Raw genomic sequence first — 20,592 nt, 5'->3', positions numbered from 1 at the left:
TAAGTTATTTCTTATTTTATGGAGAAAAAATATTTTTTTGGGCTAAATCATGAATAAACACACGATAATAAGTGAGATAGCCAAATCAATGCCCAATGTGACATGGATAAGCATCCATAACTTGAAAAATAACCCAAGTAAAGACATGTTTTTCCTCCTATACCATTAATGATAAAAATATGACATCCAATCGAGATTGCATCACAACAACATTTCATATTATAAAAAATATTCAACATCATTATAAATAAACCTCAAAAGAGCATCCAGGAGCCAGCATCACACATACAAAAAAAACTTTGTATGCACAATAAATTATAAAAAAAGAATTATATAATCTTTATTAATTTTTAAAAGCAATATTGACCTGATAGAGTAAAATTGTACAAATTTATAAAAAGAAAAAAGAAAGGTTAAAATGAATTAACCTATTTTATAAAGTCACTTTAACAGTGTTTGCGATAACGGCACTGATCGGCTCATACATTGAAGTGATAATGTACTCACCAGGAATAAGATTAATGTTTAACCTTGCAATACCCTCATCGTTTGTAGTACGGTTGTAGAAAACACCGTTGATGTTAAAAGTAATCATCTGACCGGCATAAGGCAATCCCTGACCGTCAACCAATGTCACTGCAAACGGACTTGCAACACCATACTGTTTAGTCAAATCAGAAGCGTTAAGAACAGGTTTGACAGTAATTGAATTGGAGACAAGACATCCTTTGTAATCCGCAGTAATAATGTAGGTACTAGGTCCTAAGTTCAGGTTCAAACGTGCAATACCTTCATCATTGGTTTTACGTTCATACAATACACCGTTGATGTTGAATGTAACGATTTCACCAGCACCTGCAACGGTTCCGTCCTGTTTGATAACTTTAACAGTGTATCCGGTTCCGTTTCTGTAGAAGAGCTCAGTGTCCTTGTTGTCGACTAATAATGATTTGACAACAAGATTAGTAGCTAAAACTTCACCAGTATCAGTTCTCTGAGCAGTCACGATGTATTCGCTTGGCAATAAATTGATTGCAATGCTTGCGCTTCCGTCAGCTTTAGTGACACGGTCATAGAACACACCGTTGATGTTTAACTTGATTGGAACGTTGGCCACAGGATTGCCGTCAGCAACCACATAAACATAATAACGAGTACCGTTTTTATACATCATGGTAATGTCGCTTGCGATTAATGTTGATTTAATTGTTATGTTTACCGTTGCATTTGAATCAAAGTAATTGTCATTTCCTGCAAATGCCAAATCGGCCGTGTAGTTTCCAGGATCAAGGTTCAATGGGAATTTGAATTCCCCTGTAGCATTGGTGGTTCTTGTATATTGAGCACCGTTAATGCGTATTGCGATTTTTTCACCAGAAATTGCTTTTCCAGACAAATCAGTTAATTTAGCAGTCAATACAGTACCGTCCCTACAATTCATTACAATATTGCTTGCAGTCAGTTGGGTGTATTCCTTACCGGTAGCTACGGAAGATAAAACCGCATCTCCTGAGCCCTGTTTATAGTTATCACTGTCATCGACAACAGCTATGATAGTGAAATTACCTAACAATCCTGCAGGAACTTTAATGTTTGCAGTTGCAACACCATTTTCATCAGTTACAGCAGAACCGATATATTGTGCGTTTCTGTAGAATTTTACAGTGTAGCCGGATACAGGATTATCATTGACGTCAATGACGGTTGCCGTAAATGGAGCAGTAGTTCCAGCTTTTGCAACTACATCCTTGACAGTTACAACAATTTCTGATTTTAGAATTTCCAGATTGGAAGTGACAGAACCTGACTTGAAGCCGGATTTTGTCAAAGTAGCTGTAATTGTGTAGTTTCCAACATTGTAGTTTTTATTCAGTTTATAAGTTGCAACTGCTTTTCCATTTTCCACAGTTGTATTGGCTATAATGACGCTGTCTAAAGTGAACAGTACGTTAGCTCCATCAGCTTCTTCGCCAGCTTCAAGAGTTATGTTGAATTCACCATAATATGGAACTGTTACATCTTCCATTGTAAGATTGTCAAAGCTTGATCCGTAATTGTCTTTGACAGTGTTTGAACTTGTTGCGTTAACACCGGCATCACCTGAGCCTTTTTCACCTTTAAGGTAGTTGTTGGTTACGGTGTTTCCGGTTGACTGTTCGGACAATACAACAGGATAGCCTGTGGTTGCTACGATTTCATTATCATTGATTAGGTTTCCGTTTGAAATTCCGTCCAAGAAAATACCTGAGTTAGGTGCGTTGATTACGTCTTTTAAAATGAATCCTGTGTCGTTTCCATCACCGTTTGCAGTGATGACATTGTTTTGGATTACATTATTGCTTGATTTTACACCAGCAATGCCAGAGACAATGTTTCCGTTTCCGACAATAGTGTTGTCTTCAATGGTGTTTCCGCTGGATTGGAAAGCTTCTATTCCATATGCAATGCCTCCATCCATAGTAATATTGTTTCCAGTAATTGTGGAGTTATCGGACATTTCAAGAGTTATTCCGTAAGCTGTACGGTTAACGTTAAGGGTAACGCTGTTGTTGCTTATGACATTGTCTGTGCATCCCTGACCAAATATGAATCCTTCAACGACATTAGGACCTGTTACGGTAATGATGTTTCCGTCGAAAATGTTGTTTTTAGCTGAATTGGATGAGTACTGGCCTGTGGACTGTGCAAGAGCACCTGCACCATAGAGATAGTTGTCAAGACCAAAGACGTCAATCACATTGTTTCTGATTACGTTGTTGTCACAGTCATAATAGAAATCAATACCAACAAGTGAGTTTGTAGAGTTTACTGCGAAGGATTCGTTGATTCCTGAAGTTACGGTAACGCTGTTGTCAACAAGGGTGTTGTTGGATGATTTGATCATCAATATACCATATGTTCTGTAGATTTCAGGGACAACATTGGTTCCGTCAAGACAGTGTTCCCTTAAAACATCACCTAGACATTGGCCGATACATTGGCCTATGCAGACTTCTGAAGAGTTTACGTTCAGGTCTTTTGAGTCTTCAAATGCATGAAGCTCATCGGTTCCTAAACAGTAGATGTTGTTGTTTTTGAATTCACATTCTTCAGCGCCATATCCGAGCAATGTGTATGTCAGAGATTTACCGTTTGAGAAGAGATTGTTATCTTCGACATAGACTTTTGATGCCTTGTAGATATATATTGCATAAGCTGCTACAGGGTCGTATACTGTAATGTTGTTGTTGACGATTTTTACAAGCTGAGTGTCTGCAACAAAAATACCCCATGCATCAAGACGGTTGTCTCCCTTATTGATGAGAGTGATGTTTTCAATCCATACTGAGTCACTGGTAACCATCAATGTTGAGTTGTTGAATGTGGCGTTGTCACCGACTATTTTTATGCTGCATGAAATGAGAATTTCCTTATCGTCGAATGTTCCGTTGAAGTATAAGATGTCCCCATCATGTACAAAGTCATTTTTCAAGTTACCGTCACTGTCAATGAAGTTGTGGTAATTTGCAGGAGTTACGTAATGAGTTGTTCCGTTGAATACGAAATCAGGAACAGAAGGGTCGACTTCACCGTTAGGAGTCAATATAAGACCTGAACCTGTGTTGTTTGATATGGTGAACGTATTTTTATCCGCATCGGCCGCATTGATCATATATGTATTTGAAGTGGTAATCTTGTTGTTGGTAATTGTAATGTCTGAAGGATATTTGGTTTTTGATGATTTTGAAAGCAAAACACCAATTCCTGATTCTGAAACTATTGTGTTTCTGTCAACGACAATACCTGAGTATCTTCCATGCTGGTAGATACCTGCACTGGAAACTGTGTAAATTGTGTTTCCAATGATTTTAATGTCTTCACCAGGAGCAGTAATACCGTATCCTTTTGTAGAATTAATTACGTTGTTTTCTATTACCGCATCGTCAGTACCTGAAATACCTGCACCTGTAAATACACCAGTTACGGTGTTGTTGTAAATGGTGGAATTTGAAGCAAGAGCGATACCGTAATCCCCACCGGATTTGAGGCCAGTGTTGAAATCGGTACCGTCAACAAAGATAATATTGTTTAAAGCCTTGTTTCCAGGGAAGTTTGAAGATGAAATACCTCTGTATGCTCCATAAATCTTATTTGAATCAGCAGTATTGTTTCCACCCATCATCTGAATACCGTAAGCCCATGAAGTGGTATTTACAGTATATGTAATAGTGTTGTTGAAAATGATATTGTTATAGGATTCACCGCCTTTGAATTCACCACCGGCATATGAAGACAGATAGATTGCATTTGCATCGGCAACACGAATGTCGTTTCCTGCAATGTAGTTATTGTTGGCGCTTCCAAGTACAATCACTGATGTTGACCTTGAACCGTGTCCATATGAAGCTTCGCTGGTCTCCAGTTTATTGTTTAAAATATTGTTGTAATTGGATCCCGCATTAAGGCAAATCGGATATGCTGAAACACCAGTGTTTTTTATTTCATTGTCTGAAACGGTACAGTATGATGCTCCGTTCAAGTAAATGCCTCTGAGGCCATCTCCGTTATTCACAATTTTCAAGTTACTTACATTGGATCCGGAAGCTGCACTAGTGAAAGTCAGCATACCGCTGTAGATAGTTCCTCCGGAACCTAAAACATTGAGCTTTTTAGTAAAAGTAAAGTTCTTGGCTGAGAAATCTCCGCTTAAAATGACTGTATCTCCTTCATTAACTGAAGATGAAATCAAAGTACCCTCCTTACCGGAGAAATATTGATTGTAGTTAGATGAAGTGACAGTGCGTTCTGTAACGGATAATATCTCGCCGTTATCATCATTAACCTCATTAATAGCTACCGTTTCATTTGCATCGTCTGCCGCACAGACAGCACCTATTGAAACGAATAAGAGTAATAACAAGATTATAAAAACATTAAATCTTTTAATCACATTAATCACATCTAAACATTTTTTCTAAAATACATTTGAAAAGAATGTATCATAAGTTTATTTATGTAATTAAACAATATTTAAAAATTTCTAAAAAAAAAGAAGGATGATTTAATAATCATCAAAATCATCATTTCGCATGTAACCAACGAGGAATATTGCAATCAGGACAATGATTGCGACAATCACAACAATTGGCATACTTGAGTCTGAGCTTGAACTTTTAGCCGGTGAACTTTTTGAAATCTCGTAAGATTTGGAATCACTGGCTTGGGAAGCGTCTTCACTTGAATCACTAGCAGAATCCTGGCTTGAAGAAGCATCACTTGATTGTGAAGAGGATTTGCTTGCATCCTGAGATGAAGTTGAAGGCTGGTCCCCAACTGCAGTTTCACCGCCGGCATCACTAGGAGCTGCCTGACCGTTTTCTTCAGTGGTTCCGTTAACCAAAATTTCATCGGTCGGATTTGTTTCACTTTGACCGTCACCGTCAACAGGAGCATCGTCCATCACATATAACGGATTAGTTAAGGTTGCAGTAGCTAAAATGTCTGCATACTGCGCCTTCTTGTCCGGGGAAAGTGAACTTGCCTGAATGATTTTCATGTTGAAATCCAGGTTTTTACATGTGTGGTGACAACATGCAACACCATATTGGATAGCCATCTCCATAATGGCATCAGCCAATTTCTGAGAGTATGAAGCATCAGCAGCCCATAAACCCTGGTCCTGCAAGTAAAACATCCATGCGGCATTACTCTGGAAAGCAGCAGCCTGAGCAGTTGATTTGACAGAGCTTACCTGTGAAAGAACAACATCAGCCAACTGATTACCCAATTGAGTTTGAAGAGATCCTCCGCTTAGCACAAGACCACCGTAAAGGTTCTGCATAGCCATAGCATAGGACAGTGAACCTGCCTGGGAATTGATTAAAGGCTCATAGTAGTTCGGATTGATAAGCATACTGCGAATCTCGAAGTTTAATTCCTCTTCATAGTTTCTTGAAACGTAATTGTTCTGATTCCTTATATCTACAAATGCGGTGTCCGGATTAGCGCCGAGAGTACGTGCCGCATTGTACAGACCGCCGAACCAGTCATAGTAATCGTCTGAATCGATGAATCTCCATGTACTGTCGAAGTTCTGAGTAATTAAGTCAACTTGTGAGAGTAATTGTTTATAAGCTTCTTTTTGTGGAGTAACAACAATATTTCCTTTTTCATCCATGTTCCATGCAAATGAAACCTTATCAAGATAGATGCTTGTTGCTTCCTCGTTGACCGTTTCGATATTCCAGTCTGCAGTATTAGGAATAAAGTTACTCATACCTGTACCTTCCAGGATTGCACCAGGAAGACCGAAGAGCCTGTCAAGAGATCCTGTCTGATTATAATGAAGTTTAAGATAGTTCTGTGAGAAATCCTCTCCTTCAGCATTAGCTGCAAGACTTACACCTGTAAGCAGCCATGTCAGCCAGTCCTTGTTGCTTGTTACGATACTTGCAAATACGTCGATTCTTGGACGGTTCACGACACTGCCGTCATGCAATTGAACTGTAAGTTCATCCAATGGCAGCAATTCAACGCCGATAACCTTTCCGTTTTCAGCCCATTTTGGCTTGCATCCGAGGAAGTAAAGGAATTCCGCAAGACCGATACCTTCAGTCCTTGATATTTCCGTACCCCATAAGATTAATGAAGTCAGTTTAGGCCATTCGCCATGCTGTTCCATGTAATCGGCCAGAAGCAAGTCAACGATTTTGACTGCTGAAGCATAAGCTGATTTGGAAGGCATTTTTGTTGAATCGGATGCATAACCGTCATATCCTGTAGGAATTGAATCCCCATAGGAAGGATCTGCAAATAAACCTGCAAGCAGATAGTCACCTTGAAGCGCCTTAATAAGAGCAGCCCATTCATTATTATTTTCTATATTGACAATAACACTAGCAGCATATTCGGTATCATTATACAAAGCGGAGCCAAGTGGAATATTATATTCCCTGTTCAATGCCTCGACAGAAGTTCCGCATACCAATGCAGTAACATATTCCTTAAGGAATGCCTTTACCACGGCTTCGACTGCTGAATATTTTTCAACATGACGAATGTCATCGTAATAATTCAGATTAGCCAAATCAGGGTAGAAGAATCCTAATATATGGTTGTATATGGATGTCTGTGAGGAAGTTACCGTGATTACCTCTTCAATCAGCTCGTAATCTGAGAGGACCTTACCCAAGTGGTGAAGACCGTGAGTATAGAAATCGTCTTCCATGCTGTCGAGATAAGCGTGAAGCTCATCAAGATACTCGTCAAAGGTCTGATTGCCTGATTCGTTGAATGTGGCGAAACCTAAAGTAGGTGCCAGTTCAATGATTAAGGCCTTATATTCCTCAGCATTGGTTGTAACGTTGAGCTTGACCTGATCCTTGTAATGTGAAATGTAGTTTGACAATGTAGTGTAGTTACCGTAGAGTTCGGATGAAACCATAGCTGGAGTCATGTGAGTAATCATCAAAGCTGCGATTCTGTCACGGGCAACCATAGCCTCACCAGGGTTTGAAACGATATACGGATACACTGTAGGATTCAGAGTCAGTTCGAATGTCCAGTCTCCTTCCATTACCCCGATATTTCTTCCAGGCAACCATTCAAGCGTACCGTGAGTACCCATGTTGATAATTGCATTAATTCCTATGGTCTGGTCGAGCCATTCATAGAATGCAACGTACTGCTGATGAGGAGGCAAGCTTAAATCGTGATAATTCTGAATTTCCTCCCATCCTCTTGAAGGCTGGAAAGTAATGAATACATTGCCGTACCATATACCTGGGAATACGAGGTATGTGTCATTATAGACCATTATTTCACCGAGTCCGTCTCCCCAGCGGTCAATCATCCACTGATAAAGCTCAGGATTGATTTTGGAAGTCAAGTTATAGAACTGATTAAGGTCAACCAACTGGTTATGAGCCATCAGCTCATCGAAATGGGCCTCAACATATTTGTTTAAAAGACCTTGAGCCCATGTACCCTTATTACCGAAATCAACGATTAACTCAGTTAAGTTGTATAAAGACGGAATGTCAGAAATGTTTCCTACGTTAAAACCTGCTTTATCCAATTGGAAAAGTAAATCATAAGTACTTTCGAATACATCCAAGTATGAAGCTCCAATTTCTGCCTTACCCGGCGGATAATTATACAGTACAATGGAAACTTTTTTATCAGCATTGTCCATATCCTTCAGGTCTGCCCATTGTGAGGACAGCTTGACCATCTTGTCGACACCGCTTTGGATTACGTGGGATTTTCCCATACCGTCAACGTATGACAGGACGATAGGTCCGTAGACACCTTCAAAACTAGGATAGGTTACTGAGAAAGTCCATTCTATCTGCGGACCGAGTTCGTTTAGATAACTTGTTTCTGAAATGTCATATACACCTTTCAATACGGCAAGATCTATATCTTCCAAATCACCCTTAGCAGAACCATTTGCATAATTTAAAGACCAACTATAAAGTGATACAATAGCTGAAATACCTACAGTAGAAGTATCTGTTATCTTAGTCAGGATTGAAGACATAGGAGGAATAGTTCCGGTTTTAAATACATTGAAAGCTGCCCTTCCCTGTGCCTCATAACCTCTAATTAACGCATCAACTACGGAACCACCAGAATAGTAAGTAGCAATAGCTATGAACGGCTTGTCATAATTGATATTGCCAATATAATCATTTTCAAATGTTTTGAAAAGAACTGTTGGGTCTAATGTATTTTCCAGCCAATTAGGATAATCGACAGTCATCCAGTTGAGACTTCCATGTCCGTCTGCGTCATAACCAGGATTTTCATGAATCCATTTGTTAATCAGCTCCGGTTCCGGAACGATAGTATAAATTCCCAAATCAGGATGGTAAAAACCGCACTCAGGACTCATCAATGGAGCGCTGTCCAAGTCCAAAGTAGGGTCTGAATATTTGGAAGGGTTGATTATATAATAAACATATTTAAGGTAGTTTACCATATTCCTTTCCAATACATCAGAAGCTTCAATATCCTCTGCCTGGAAATAAGAGCCTATATAAGTGTTTTCTATCGTATGATAAGTATTGTTCTCAGGACTTGCCCCGACAATGTGTATACCCGTTGCGTTGAGAATACTATTTGAATATACACCGAAAGTATAAGCTACCTTATAGTTTATATTCGCCGGTGAAGTGGCAAGAATCTCTTTCAGATACTGTCCTGTAAGCGTGTGATATGCCCCCTCGTTAAACATGTCCAGATGAATGTAGTTTGCATAATCAACAAGCCATTCCCGAGTATTATCATAGTTAGTGGTACTTATGTAAGCAACCCTTTTTGACATTTCCATAAGAACATCAACTTTTTCGTTGTGAGAGTCGTAATCCACCAGCAATAGTATATCTGGGATGAACATGTAACTGAGAGAAGCTGTGTTTTGAGTTGACAAATCCACGCTTTGAGTGTATGGCTCATAGGTGGAATATTTAATCTCAACATTATATTTTGCTGAGTTTAAATTTGAAATAACTAAATTACCCTCACTGTTTGTTAATCCTGAAAATACCAAATTGTTAGATGAATCATATACAGACACGTTTGCATTTGCCAGATTGATACCGTCTTCCGTCCACGTGTTGGAATCGGGGACATATGAATCATTGACATGAACCGTTATTAAATTGGAAGCCTGCAAAAGGTCTCCTGAATCGGCCGATGCAAGTAAAGTTGAATTATCCGCTGCAGAAACCATACCTAATGATAACATGAGCACTAGTGAAATTATTAGAATAAACAACAACTTATTACCTAACTTTTTGATATTTTCACCTCCTTTTAAGCTATTAATGATAAACATAGCAGCATCAAAAATATCCACTATAAGTGTGATATTTATCTTACATAATATATATAACTTAGTTTTATTAAGGTCAGCTTGATTTTTTTATCAAATATGATTGGGAGATGGCAATATTGCTTTTGGATAATAAAAATGATTTGACCGTGTGAAATTGCATCAAAAAAAGTTGAAAATATAAGGAATTTATTTCTATTCCTTTAAAACAATAACATCATTAATCATTTCTATCAGAAGCTTATTGATAGGATTTATTAAAGACAGTACATGTTCTTTCGGAAGGTCCGGCGTTAGCGGAAATACCTGAAGTGAGGACATGCACAAATCAGTTGATCTGACGGCAAAGTATGAGAAATATTGGCCGTCATCATATGTTACAAGCAAACCGATATCGTCAGTCGGCTTATGGCCCGAGATTCCTTCCTCCTCATATATCTTAAACAGTTTATGAACCTTTGAAGTCAATAGAACATATTGCCTTTGAAAATACAGATCCTCCTCATCAAGTTCATAATCATCATATTCGATGACCTCATCAATGAAATCCGGAGGTGTTCTCATTTCGGAATTGCAGTATGCCAGTGAAATATAAATTCCCTCCTCATCGAGAGCCTTGGATATTATGTCAAAATAGAAATTATCAAGCCCTATTTTAGATGGAGGATTTTCAAAAAGACGGTCAACAGGATATGTGAAATTGGAATTTTGAATAACGCTGCAGTAGAAATGCTCTTCACCCAAATAGCCTGCAGTTGCTGCTTTTTCAATGGTTTTTTTAACATCTATATTTATATGCTCGATTTCACGAGCCATTTCAACGGCTTTCTCATCACTTATCAAGTCCAACACCTTCAGTTAATACTCTCATTTTCAAAACATTTAAATATACACACAACTTATCAACATATACATTTAAATACTACTTATTATAATTATAATTTAGAGGTGAAAATATGCGCAAATCTTTGATTGGTATAATACTCTTATCAATTGTTATTGTTGGTATTGCTTTACCTGCAGGCTTTTCAGCTCAAGCAGACAATAAAGTAATTACCTATGGTGAAGCGACTTATAATAATGCACAATATAAGTCCAGTGTAGATAACTTCTTTAGCCAACAAGCAAATGTTGACGTTGGCAGCATAAACTACAAACTTATTACAGCAGACGAAGTTAATAAGATTGCAAGTACTATTACCCATAAAACTTACAATTCTAATCAAATATTATCTTCTGCATTAGTGGACCTTGATGAGCAGGGAAGCATAAAAGTTACTGTTGATAAATCAAAAATCACAACAATAACTGCTGACATGTACATTTCAGCTTTAAAATCCGCTGGAATTACTCACGGACACGTATATGTAACCAGTCCAGTATCAGCTACCGGTGAATCCGCTCTTGCAGGAATAATGAATTCATACGAAGTAGTGACTGATGTTGAAATTCCAGAAACTGTAAAAGAGGCGGCTAACGAGGAAATTTACACAGAAGCAGAAATCATTGAAAACGACAATGTGACTGCAGACGAGTTATCCTCATTAGTTGACGACGTCAAGGAAACCGTTCAAAATGAAAATATTACTGATCATGCAACAATAGTTAATATCATTTACAACTACACAGTCAACAACAATATTAACCTGACAAACAGTAGTATTGAAAACCTTGCAACCAGTATTGGAGGAGTCCAAGCTGTTCAAGGAGACGTAGAAAGTTACACAAGTCAAGTAACTGAATTTGTAGGAAACAATTCAGGCGACTTTTCTTTAAACGGATTATTTAGCAGATTAGGCTTATAATCCCAACTTTTTCTTTTTTTTGAAATCTAAAAAATAATATGAAAGAAATTAAATTTTTTCTTTCAGTTCAATTACACGATTAACAGGCAGATTCGTATTAATTGCAACATAATCCACATTACCGCCATCATGCAAAAGATTAATAGCAATTCTTTCTGAATTTTCGCGGGTAACCCTCTCAGTAACATCACGAGTGACCCTCTCAGTAACATCACGAGTAACCTGCTCAGTAACATCACGAGTAACCTGCTCCATAACCTTATCAGTTCGCTCTTTAATACATTTTAGTTCTTCATCAACTCGCATAGACACTTGTTCATTTATATAACGAGATACACAATCTAATTGACCCATAAGCTTATTCTCCAATTGTTTTTTGAAATCACCATCAGTCAATAATTTATTGGATAACAACATTACAATCCCGAAAATGAAATCCTTTGTTTCAAAATCTTTAAAATCATATTCGAATAAACCGTTTTTGACGATGGCAAATATATTTTCTTTATTTTTTTCTTTTGTAATGAGAGGAAGTAGTGCAAAATCCACTAATTCTTCTACAGACAAATCTTGGTTACTTTCTATTTTAGTATTCACATTATTTATAATTTCGTTTTCATCATTTTCTTTCAATGATACAATCGAAAAAGTGAAAACAGATTTATGATTAATTCTATATTTTTTTGTTTTCGAACCTTCAGCGGTGGACAATACGCACAGATAAACAGGCAAATCATCGTTCTTATTCAAATCAAACATATGTGCATATGCAGAAAATCTTTTATCATCATAAGGACCCACATAATATGATTGAAACTCTATTATCAGATACATATTATCCAATTTAATTATCAAATCCGCTTTTCTTGCGGAAAGCTTTACCACGAAAAGTTCAGTGTTCAGGATTTCCACATTTTCCGATTCAAATCCTAATTTAGTTAAAAGGACATTAATTGGACCATTGCCGATGGCCTTAAAAATAATATCCTCTTCATTCTTTGACATAATTATCACCCAATCGTGTTAATTATTCTTTAATTTATAATTTATGAAATATAAATGTTTTGTTTGTAAAAATAAGTCCTATAAATTGTTTTAATCCATAAAAATAGCTTTTAGAATAAAAAAATATCCCGAGTGATGAAAATTGTCCTGACCTGAAAATATTGACCCCATAGAATTCCCCGCCATTAACTGCAAAATATCCCATTTTTGAGAACAATCAACATCATATCGCCAATTATATATTGAACATTGCCTAAAATATAACAAATAAGTGATGAAATATGGCGAATGAAAATAGAAGCGAATGGAACAGTAACCTAACATTCATTCTGGCAATGATAGGTTCAGCGGTCGGATTGGGAAATATATGGCGATTCCCTAATGTATTATACTCAAACGGTGGAGGATCATTCATGATACCATACATCGTGTCATTATTCCTTTTGGGAATCTCTTTTGTGTTGGTTGAGTATGCTGTGGGATACAAATTCAAGACTTCCTTATCCAAGATTTTATACACAGTGCACAACAAATTGGAACCTGTAGCATGGTTTGTTCTGCTGATTGTATTTTTAATCACGACATATTACGTATGTGTAGTGGGCTGGGATTTGATTTATGTTATTTTAAGCTTTACAAAGGCATGGGGATCAAACCCTGACATTTTCTTCTCACAAAGCGTCCTGCAGTCAATCGATTCAATTAACGGAATATTTACAATCGTGCCTGCAGTATTAGCATCCATCATAGCCATCTGGTTTGTTGCCTGGATGATTATAAGAACCGATCTTAATGACGGAATCGGGAAAGTAAGCAAAGTCCTGCTCCCACTGCTCTGCATAATCGTTGTGGTGATTGTCGTATACTCACTGACATTGCCCGGTGCGGCTTCAGGTTATACACAGATATTTTCACCAGACTGGTCCGCATTAACCAATCTTAACGTGTGGCTTGCCGCATTCGGACAGATTGTATTTTCCCTAAGTTTGGGAATGGCAATTGCTCTTACATACGCAAGCTACTTACCTGAAGGGTCCAAACTGGTGGACAATGCACTGATTGTTGCATTTTCAAATTCAGGTTTTGAAGTGTTTAACTCAATCGGAATCTTTTCAATATTGGGATTCATGGCATTGACAAGCGGAATACCGTTCAACGACCTGGTAACCGAAGGAACAGGCCTTGCATTTGTAGTGTTCCCGCAGGTATTTAACATAATGGGTCCTGCTGCATCAGTAATCGGACCGTTATTTTTCCTGTGCATCCTATTTGCAGGAATCACATCCATTATGGCACTTCTTGAGGGAGTGTGCTACTCAATATCCGAAAAGTTCGATTTCTCACGTAAAAAATCAGCGACTGTAGTGTGCATTATCGGAGTTCTGATTTCATCAATATTTGCAACAGGAGCAGGAAGCATGGTTTTAGGAGTTTTCGACGCATTCCTGAACAATTTCGCATTGCTGTTTGCAATATTGCTTGAATGCATCATATTCGGCTGGATATATGACTTCGATGAATTGATAGCTACATTAAATGAAAACTCAAGGATAAGTGTCGGGAAAACATGGAAAGCTGTCATAAAATGCATATTGCCAATCTGCATATTGGGCCTGTGGATTCAGGGAATCTATTCAACCCTTTCAACAGGAGATACCGTAAGCATATCAATCATGGCAATACTGACTGTAGTCCTCATTGTTGTTCCATTCATCTTCACGAAACTTCCCGCCAAAAACAGGGATTTCTACAAGAAAATTCAATAGCAAAATACTGAAAGATAGCTATCATTAAAATATGCCAAACACAAATGATAGCTATTTTCATTAACCTCACAATTATTTTAATTGAATCATAATATTAATCAATATTTTTTAAGAACAGCCATCTACATCAAATTTTAAATATTGATTAAAAGAAATAGAATTATGGTAACTATGAAGTGGAAAATAGGTGATGTCGAAATAGACAATCAGGTGGTTTTAGCCCCAATGGCGGGAATATGTGATTCTGCATTCAGAAGAATTGTAAAATCAATGGGATGCGGACTGATAGAAACTGAAATGGTTTCAACAAGGGCCATAATGCATCTAAACAACAAGACTCAGGAAATGCTGATGATGAGAGAATATGAACGGCCTATTGCACAGCAGATATTCGGATCAGATACGGAATCATTTAAAATCGCATCCCAATACATTGAAGAGAACATGAAACCTGACATCATCGACATCAACATGGGATGTCCCGTGACGAAAGTTGCAGTGAAGTCAAAAGCAGGAAGCGCACTTCTCAAAGATCCTAAAAAAGCCTTTGAAATAGTTGAAAGCGTAGTGAATACTGTAAATATTCCGGTTACAGTTAAAATCAGAAGCGGATGGGATGAAAACAATGCAGTTGAAATTGCAAAAACAGTAGAGGAAGCCGGAGCATCAGCCATTGCAGTCCATCCGAGAACCCGCCATGACAGGTATGACGTTAAAGCGGACTGGTCAATAATCAGGGACGTTAAGGATAAGCTTTCCATACCTGTGATTGGAAACGGTGATATCAGAAGCTGCTATGATGCCAAAAGAATGATTGATGAAACCGGATGTGACGCCATAATGATTGGAAGGGGCGTTATGGGAAATCCTTGGATAATCAAGCAGTGCGTGGAATATCTTGATTATGAAAAGGAGCCTGAAAGGGTATCATCAAAAGAAAAGCTTGCGATGTTTAAAAGACACAGCGAACTGATTAAGGAAGACAGTGACAATCCCAAAATCATTGCCCATAAGCTAAGGACAAATGCGGCATACTACATGAAAAACCTCCACGGAAGCGTGGAAATAAAAAAGAAGATATTTCAAACAGATACTGAAGAGGAACTCTTTGATTTGCTTGATAACTATGTCGAAACCTTAAGATACTAATCGTCACGAATTAATCTGACTAAAGAAACGACACCGACCAGTGCGGTGAATGATTCAATGGCAACTGAAGTGAAGTCATATATTGCAAAGAAATAGATTATATAAATGAGACTGTTGATGATAAAGCTTAATTTTATCGGTTTGATTGACTTTAAAAGGAAATTGCACAAGGTAATTTCAACAACGGCAATGACCGGCAAAAGTCCGACAAAACCCAATGTATTTACATAAACTCCCAAAACGACCGTCACAACAAGAAATACAATTGTCCAATTGCGCGTCAGCCTGTCATAATAAACCATCAGATTTCTGATTGCTGCAATAAGCATTGTGGTGATTCCAACCCATGAAAAAAAGAAAACTGATGATATGGCAAGTATGAAGGCATTTAAAAACTGATAGAGGTATGCCTTTTTAGCATCGTTAATGTAATAGCTTATTATTAAAAAAATACCTGCAAAAAGAGAAATTCCATTACCTATGACAATATTCCATGCAAAACTCATTACTATTACATTAATTTGAATTGGTATAAATAATTTAAAATTTAGGTATGCCAAAATTTTTATATTGAAAAAAACAATAACATTAATCAAGTGATTATTATGGGAATCTTCGACAACATGAGAAAACCGAAAGGAAAACTGGGAGAAATACAGCTGAAATCAATGAACAAGGAACATACACCGATATCACTGTGGGTTTTGAAACATTTGGACATCAAAGAAACAGATACCATACTGGACATCGGCTGCGGAGGAGGCATCAACATAAACAGAATGGGTGAAAAGGCTAAAAAAGTCTATGGTGTCGACTACAGTGAAAAAAGCGTCAAAATATCAAAAGAGGTCAATGACGAATTAATCAAAAAAGGAACAGTTGAAATCAAACAGGGAAATGTTGAGAATCTTGAATTTGAAGATGAAAGCTTTGACATAGTAACCGCTTTTGAAACAGTCTATTTCTGGCCGGATGTTGAAAAATGCTTCGGGGAGGTCAAAAGGGTTCTGAAACCTGGCGGAATATTTATGATAGGCATGGAATCAAACGGATCAGAGCACATAACCATGAAAATATCTGAAAAATTAATCGATATGACCGCATATAATGACAGGGAACTTAGAACATTTTTAGAAAATAATGAATTCAGCCAGATTACAGTATATTTAAAGGACTCCAAAAACCGAAAGGAAAAAATCATGACCAATGAAGGCACAAGACTGATTGATGACGACTGGGACAACTTTTCATTTTCAGACAGGTTTCTGGAGTGGATGTGTGTCATAGCTGAAAAGTGATTGTTGCTTAAAGCAACATTTATATATTTTAAAAGAAATACCATTAACCATGACAGACGTAGTTTTACTGACCGGTGCCGGACAAATCGGAATGGCGATAGCCAGACGAATAGGGCACGGTAAAAAAATCATAATTGGCGATAAAAACCTAAGCAATGCTGAGACAATCTCTAAAATAATGACTGAAGCAGGATTTGACTGTGAAGCTCATGAATGCGACATATCATCAAGGGAATCAATAAAAAGCATAATAAAAGAAGCACAAAAATACGGTGAAATTGCATACTTCATCAATGCTGCGGGAGTATCCCCTTCACAGGCCCCAATAGAAGCCATCCTGAAAGTGGACCTGTACGGAACGGCAGTTTTGCTTGAGGAAGTCGGGAAAGTAATCAAGGAAGGCGGAAGCGGAGTGACAATCTCATCACAATCCGGTCACCGGATGAAACAGCTGGGCGCTGAAATTGATGAACAGCTGGCGATGACCCCAACCGAGGAACTGCTTGACCTGGAAGTTCTGCAGCCGGAAAACATAGACGATACTCTTCACGCATACCAGCTGGCCAAAAGGTGCAACGTGAAAAGAGTTATGTATGAGGCATGCAGATGGGGCGAAAAAGGAGCCAGAATCAACTCAATATCTCCCGGAATCATAGTGACTCCACTTGCAATTGACGAATTCAACGGACCTAGAGGAGACTTCTACAAAAACATGTTTGCAAACTGTCCGTCAGGAAGACCCGGAACGGCAGATGAAGTTGCAAGCGTTGCAAGATTGCTCATGAGCGATGAAGGAGCATTCATTACAGGCTCAGATATTTTAATAGACGGCGGAGCAACCGCATCATATTTCTATGGAAAATTAAGACCGAAATTGTGATTGAAATGAAAAAAATAATTATTATAAGCATTATTGCATTGATTATTCTGGCAGTGGGGATAAGCGAAGCTGCAGCAATGAGCGATGCGGAATCAAAATCAAACGATATTCTTAAGAAAAACAACACTAACGGCAAAGTCCTTGTAGTGTACTTCTCAAAAACCGGCGAAAACTATAATGTCGGAGAGGTGGAAGTCGGGAACACTGCAATGATGGCATCATACATCAAAGAATATCTGAACGCCGATTCATTTGAAATAGTTCCTGTTAATCCGTATCCTGATGACTATAAGGAAACTACCGACCAGGCATCAAAAGAGCAGTCAGACAATGCAAGGCCTGAAATCAAAAACAGGATAGATAATTTCGACAACTATGACACGATATTCATCGGATATCCTATATGGTGGGGAGACTTGCCGAATATAATGTATACTTTCCTTGAACAATACGATTTCAATGGAAAGACAGTTATTCCTTTCAATACCCATGAGGGATCAGGGGATGCCGGAACATATCAGACGATAGCATCACAGCTTCCAGAAGCTAAGGTGAATACTGACGGACTTGCAATTGATGGAAAGACCGCAAGAACCGAATACGGCAAACAGCATACCATAGAATGGCTAAAAGGCTTAGGATTTTAAATGAAAACTGAAAAGATAATTGTAGATGTCTTATTGTTCATTCTGATGATAATTGAATTTTCAAGACAATATCTCGACCCCACAATTCACGAAATAATCGGAATCTGCCTGATAATTCTTATCATCATTCATCTCTACCTGAACAGAAAGTATCTGAAAGGCATCAATAAGGGCAAATATAATAGGAAAAGAAAGATAATGCTGGCAATTAACATTGCATTCATGGCAGTATTCATCCTATCATGTGCCTTTGGACTGATATCAGGCCAGTTCATAGATATGGGCAATTTAACTACAATCTATCTTCACAAAATTCTTGCATACCTATCCGTAATTCTTTTAGGCCTGCATTTAGGCATCAATATGAATGGATTGGTTAAAAAAATAAAATATAAAAAAGCAATATTTCCAATCATCATATTATTTGGAATATATTGCCTGATTCAGGTTGATTTCTGGAATCATTTAACAGGAAACTACGGTTTTGCCATGATTACGGAGAATATCATGATTAATTCCATATATTACACCGGAATCGTTTTGATGATTATTGCTTTAGTTAATCTGAAAAGCTAATCATCCATTATCTTTTCAGCAATTTCTGCTGCTGAGGCAACCATCTTTGGACAGAATTCCTTAAACAGATTGTTGTCACGTGCATACTGCACTCCTTCAGGAGTGCTGATATCGCATTTAAGCAAATCCCTGCAAAGATATGACCCGTTTTCCTTTTTGAACTCATCAAAAAATTTATTAGAAACCTCATCGCATTTTGCTTTGTTTTCACCATATTTCAATCCCAGCACCATCAGTGCACCTGTGCAGGCGCCGCAGACTTCGCCTTTGCGCATGCCGCTGCCGAAACAGGCCCCAATCTTAAATGCTTCACTTGATGCAAGCCCCAAATCTTCACTGAACACTTCAAAAACCGCCTGCGAACAGAGATGTCCGCTTTCAAATAACTTTACCGCTTCATTAACTTTAGACATTAAAATCAACTCTCCACATATTCATTTTTAACTTCCACAAATTCACCATCAACATACTTTAAAAGCTCCACTTCAGTTTTCTCAGCACCAGAATCTATTAATGTAAATGTTGCGGTGTTTTCCAAATCATCCGTATTTTTATCAATCCATGTTCCCTCATTTACAACGACTTTAGGCCTGTCATAGCCATCATAAACCCTGTATGCCGGAAGATGGGTGTGACCGAAGACAACCACGTCAACAGTAGGATCAAGGTCAAAATACTGCCTTCTGGAATAATCAATATAGTAATCCTTATTTAAAAGGTTTTTCAGGCATTCCACAGGAGTGTTCGGGCAAGGGACAAAATTGCGTCTTTGCACTTCAGCCCAGTTTCTCTGCACATTCCTGTATAATTTGGCATAGATTCCGTCATCATGCTCCTTGGGAATCAGGTCATTGATTGAAAAGCTTCCCCTGAATCCGTCGACGGCAACATTGATGAACTCCTCATCAAAAGACTCGTTTACAGGAAACATGTTAAGCAAGACATTTTCCCAGACCTTAAAGTAAGCATATGCGGCAAGCTGGTCATCATCATCAGAAGAAGGCATGGAAATCTCCTTAATTTCCTTTTCAACTTCAGGCATTCCCTCAGCAAATGAGGTTACGCCTACCCTTGCAAAAAAGTATCCTGCAGGAAGAATAGGCTCGCCGTATTCCATGAATTCCCTGTTGGTTAGGATATCCGGAGCGCAAAAGAGGTCGTATCTGTGGGAGTGTTCAACTACAATCTCCCCTCTCCTGCCGGTACGGTATCTTCCAAGACCTCGGACATCCCTTGACTGGACAATTCCTGGCAATATGTCTTCCAGAGTCCTGTGTGACAGTGTCATGTCATGGTTTCCGGGAACATAGACAAGCCTGATTCCGGAGTCATTCAATGACTGGAACTCATCAATCACGTCCCTGTTGTTTTCGGCAACTTCCTTGTAGAACGCATCACTGTCAGGATTTGTTTTGTAATTTCCCGGCAGAAACCACTGGTCTAAAAAGTCCCCGTTTATTACGACTTCATCGGCCAGTTTCTCATTTTGAATTTTCTTTAAAAATGAAATCAACAAAGGTTTATTTTTAACATTTTCAGCAATTCTATCATCAATTCCCAAATGAATGTCACTGATTACTATGATTTTCATACAAACCACCCCAAGTATAACTTTTCACATATTATTTTTTATAAAAGAACATATAAAT

The 20,592-nt window shown here is 38.1% G+C and carries 14 protein-coding genes; 7 read left to right on the top strand and 7 right to left on the bottom strand.

Annotated elements, in window-relative coordinates:
• Positions 1-433: 433 nt before the first annotated feature.
• The 3 genes from ACKI2W_RS06410 to ACKI2W_RS06400 form a co-directional block, all read right to left on the bottom strand.
• Positions 434-4,930 carry a right-handed parallel beta-helix repeat-containing protein gene (locus ACKI2W_RS06410; RefSeq protein WP_407380373.1) on the bottom strand — a complete coding sequence of 1,499 codons (4,497 nt, stop codon included), beginning with the start codon at positions 4,928-4,930 and terminating at the stop codon, positions 434-436.
• Positions 4,931-5,041: 111 nt separating this feature from the next.
• The gene (locus ACKI2W_RS06405) at positions 5,042-9,730 is read right to left on the bottom strand and encodes a cobaltochelatase subunit CobN (protein ID WP_407380371.1); all 4,689 of its coding nucleotides are present in this window, start codon (positions 9,728-9,730) and stop codon (positions 5,042-5,044) included.
• Between the two features lie 282 nt (positions 9,731-10,012).
• Complete coding sequence (locus tag ACKI2W_RS06400) at positions 10,013-10,660, bottom strand: hypothetical protein (protein ID WP_407380369.1); 648 nt, start codon at positions 10,658-10,660, stop codon at positions 10,013-10,015.
• A gap of 113 nt (positions 10,661-10,773) precedes the next feature.
• Between ACKI2W_RS06400 and ACKI2W_RS06395 the strand changes: the two genes are divergently transcribed.
• A complete protein-coding gene (locus tag ACKI2W_RS06395; RefSeq protein ID WP_407380367.1) occupies positions 10,774-11,622 on the top strand; it encodes a DUF1002 domain-containing protein in 849 nt (282 codons plus the stop codon).
• A 48-nt stretch (positions 11,623-11,670) separates the two neighbouring features.
• Here the strand turns inward: ACKI2W_RS06395 and ACKI2W_RS06390 are convergent, their stop codons facing one another.
• Positions 11,671-12,627 carry a hypothetical protein gene (locus ACKI2W_RS06390; protein ID WP_407380365.1) on the bottom strand — a complete coding sequence of 319 codons (957 nt, stop codon included), beginning with the start codon at positions 12,625-12,627 and terminating at the stop codon, positions 11,671-11,673.
• 281 nt (positions 12,628-12,908) lie between these two features.
• Here ACKI2W_RS06390 and ACKI2W_RS06385 point away from each other — a divergent pair, with 281 nt between their 5' ends.
• Together ACKI2W_RS06385 and dusB are read left to right on the top strand one after the other, a co-directional pair.
• Entirely contained in the window at positions 12,909-14,393 is a 1,485-nt protein-coding gene (locus tag ACKI2W_RS06385) for a sodium-dependent transporter (protein ID WP_407380363.1), read from the top strand.
• Positions 14,394-14,555: 162 nt separating this feature from the next.
• Positions 14,556-15,542, top strand: a complete 987-nt coding sequence (gene dusB, locus ACKI2W_RS06380) for a tRNA dihydrouridine synthase DusB (protein ID WP_407380361.1) — start codon at positions 14,556-14,558, stop codon at positions 15,540-15,542.
• On the opposite strand, the gene ACKI2W_RS06375 is transcribed toward dusB, so the two are convergent.
• A complete protein-coding gene (locus ACKI2W_RS06375) occupies positions 15,539-16,048 on the bottom strand; it encodes a YgjV family protein (protein ID WP_407380359.1) in 510 nt (169 codons plus the stop codon). The two genes, dusB and ACKI2W_RS06375, sit on opposite strands and share 4 nt — an antisense overlap.
• A 99-nt stretch (positions 16,049-16,147) precedes the next feature.
• Here ACKI2W_RS06375 and ACKI2W_RS06370 point away from each other — a divergent pair, with 99 nt between their 5' ends.
• The 4 genes from ACKI2W_RS06370 to ACKI2W_RS06355 are packed head-to-tail and all read left to right on the top strand — an operon-like array spanning position 16,148 to position 18,943.
• Positions 16,148-16,840 (top strand): class I SAM-dependent methyltransferase, encoded by a 693-nt coding sequence (locus tag ACKI2W_RS06370; protein WP_407380357.1) that lies wholly within the window; start codon positions 16,148-16,150, stop codon positions 16,838-16,840.
• 49 nt (positions 16,841-16,889) lie between these two features.
• Positions 16,890-17,720, top strand: a complete 831-nt coding sequence (locus tag ACKI2W_RS06365) for an SDR family oxidoreductase (protein WP_407380355.1) — start codon at positions 16,890-16,892, stop codon at positions 17,718-17,720.
• A 5-nt stretch (positions 17,721-17,725) separates the two neighbouring features.
• Positions 17,726-18,367: a flavodoxin gene (locus ACKI2W_RS06360; RefSeq protein WP_407380353.1), complete on the top strand. Its 642-nt coding sequence runs from the start codon at positions 17,726-17,728 to the stop codon at positions 18,365-18,367.
• Entirely contained in the window at positions 18,368-18,943 is a 576-nt protein-coding gene (locus ACKI2W_RS06355) for a hypothetical protein (RefSeq protein WP_407380351.1), read from the top strand.
• Here the strand turns inward: ACKI2W_RS06355 and ACKI2W_RS06350 are convergent.
• Together ACKI2W_RS06350 and ACKI2W_RS06345 are read right to left on the bottom strand one after the other, a co-directional pair.
• Positions 18,940-19,356: a C-GCAxxG-C-C family protein gene (locus ACKI2W_RS06350; RefSeq protein WP_407380349.1), complete on the bottom strand. Its 417-nt coding sequence runs from the start codon at positions 19,354-19,356 to the stop codon at positions 18,940-18,942. The two genes, ACKI2W_RS06355 and ACKI2W_RS06350, sit on opposite strands and share 4 nt — an antisense overlap.
• Positions 19,357-19,361: 5 nt before the next feature.
• Complete coding sequence (locus ACKI2W_RS06345; protein ID WP_407380346.1) at positions 19,362-20,534, bottom strand: metallophosphoesterase; 1,173 nt, start codon at positions 20,532-20,534, stop codon at positions 19,362-19,364.
• Positions 20,535-20,592: the final 58 nt, after the last annotated feature.

This window comes from Methanobrevibacter sp., from assembly GCF_045603845.1.
Classification (GTDB): domain Archaea; phylum Methanobacteriota; class Methanobacteria; order Methanobacteriales; family Methanobacteriaceae; genus Methanocatella.
This window is presented reverse-complemented; position numbering and strand designations above follow the sequence as displayed.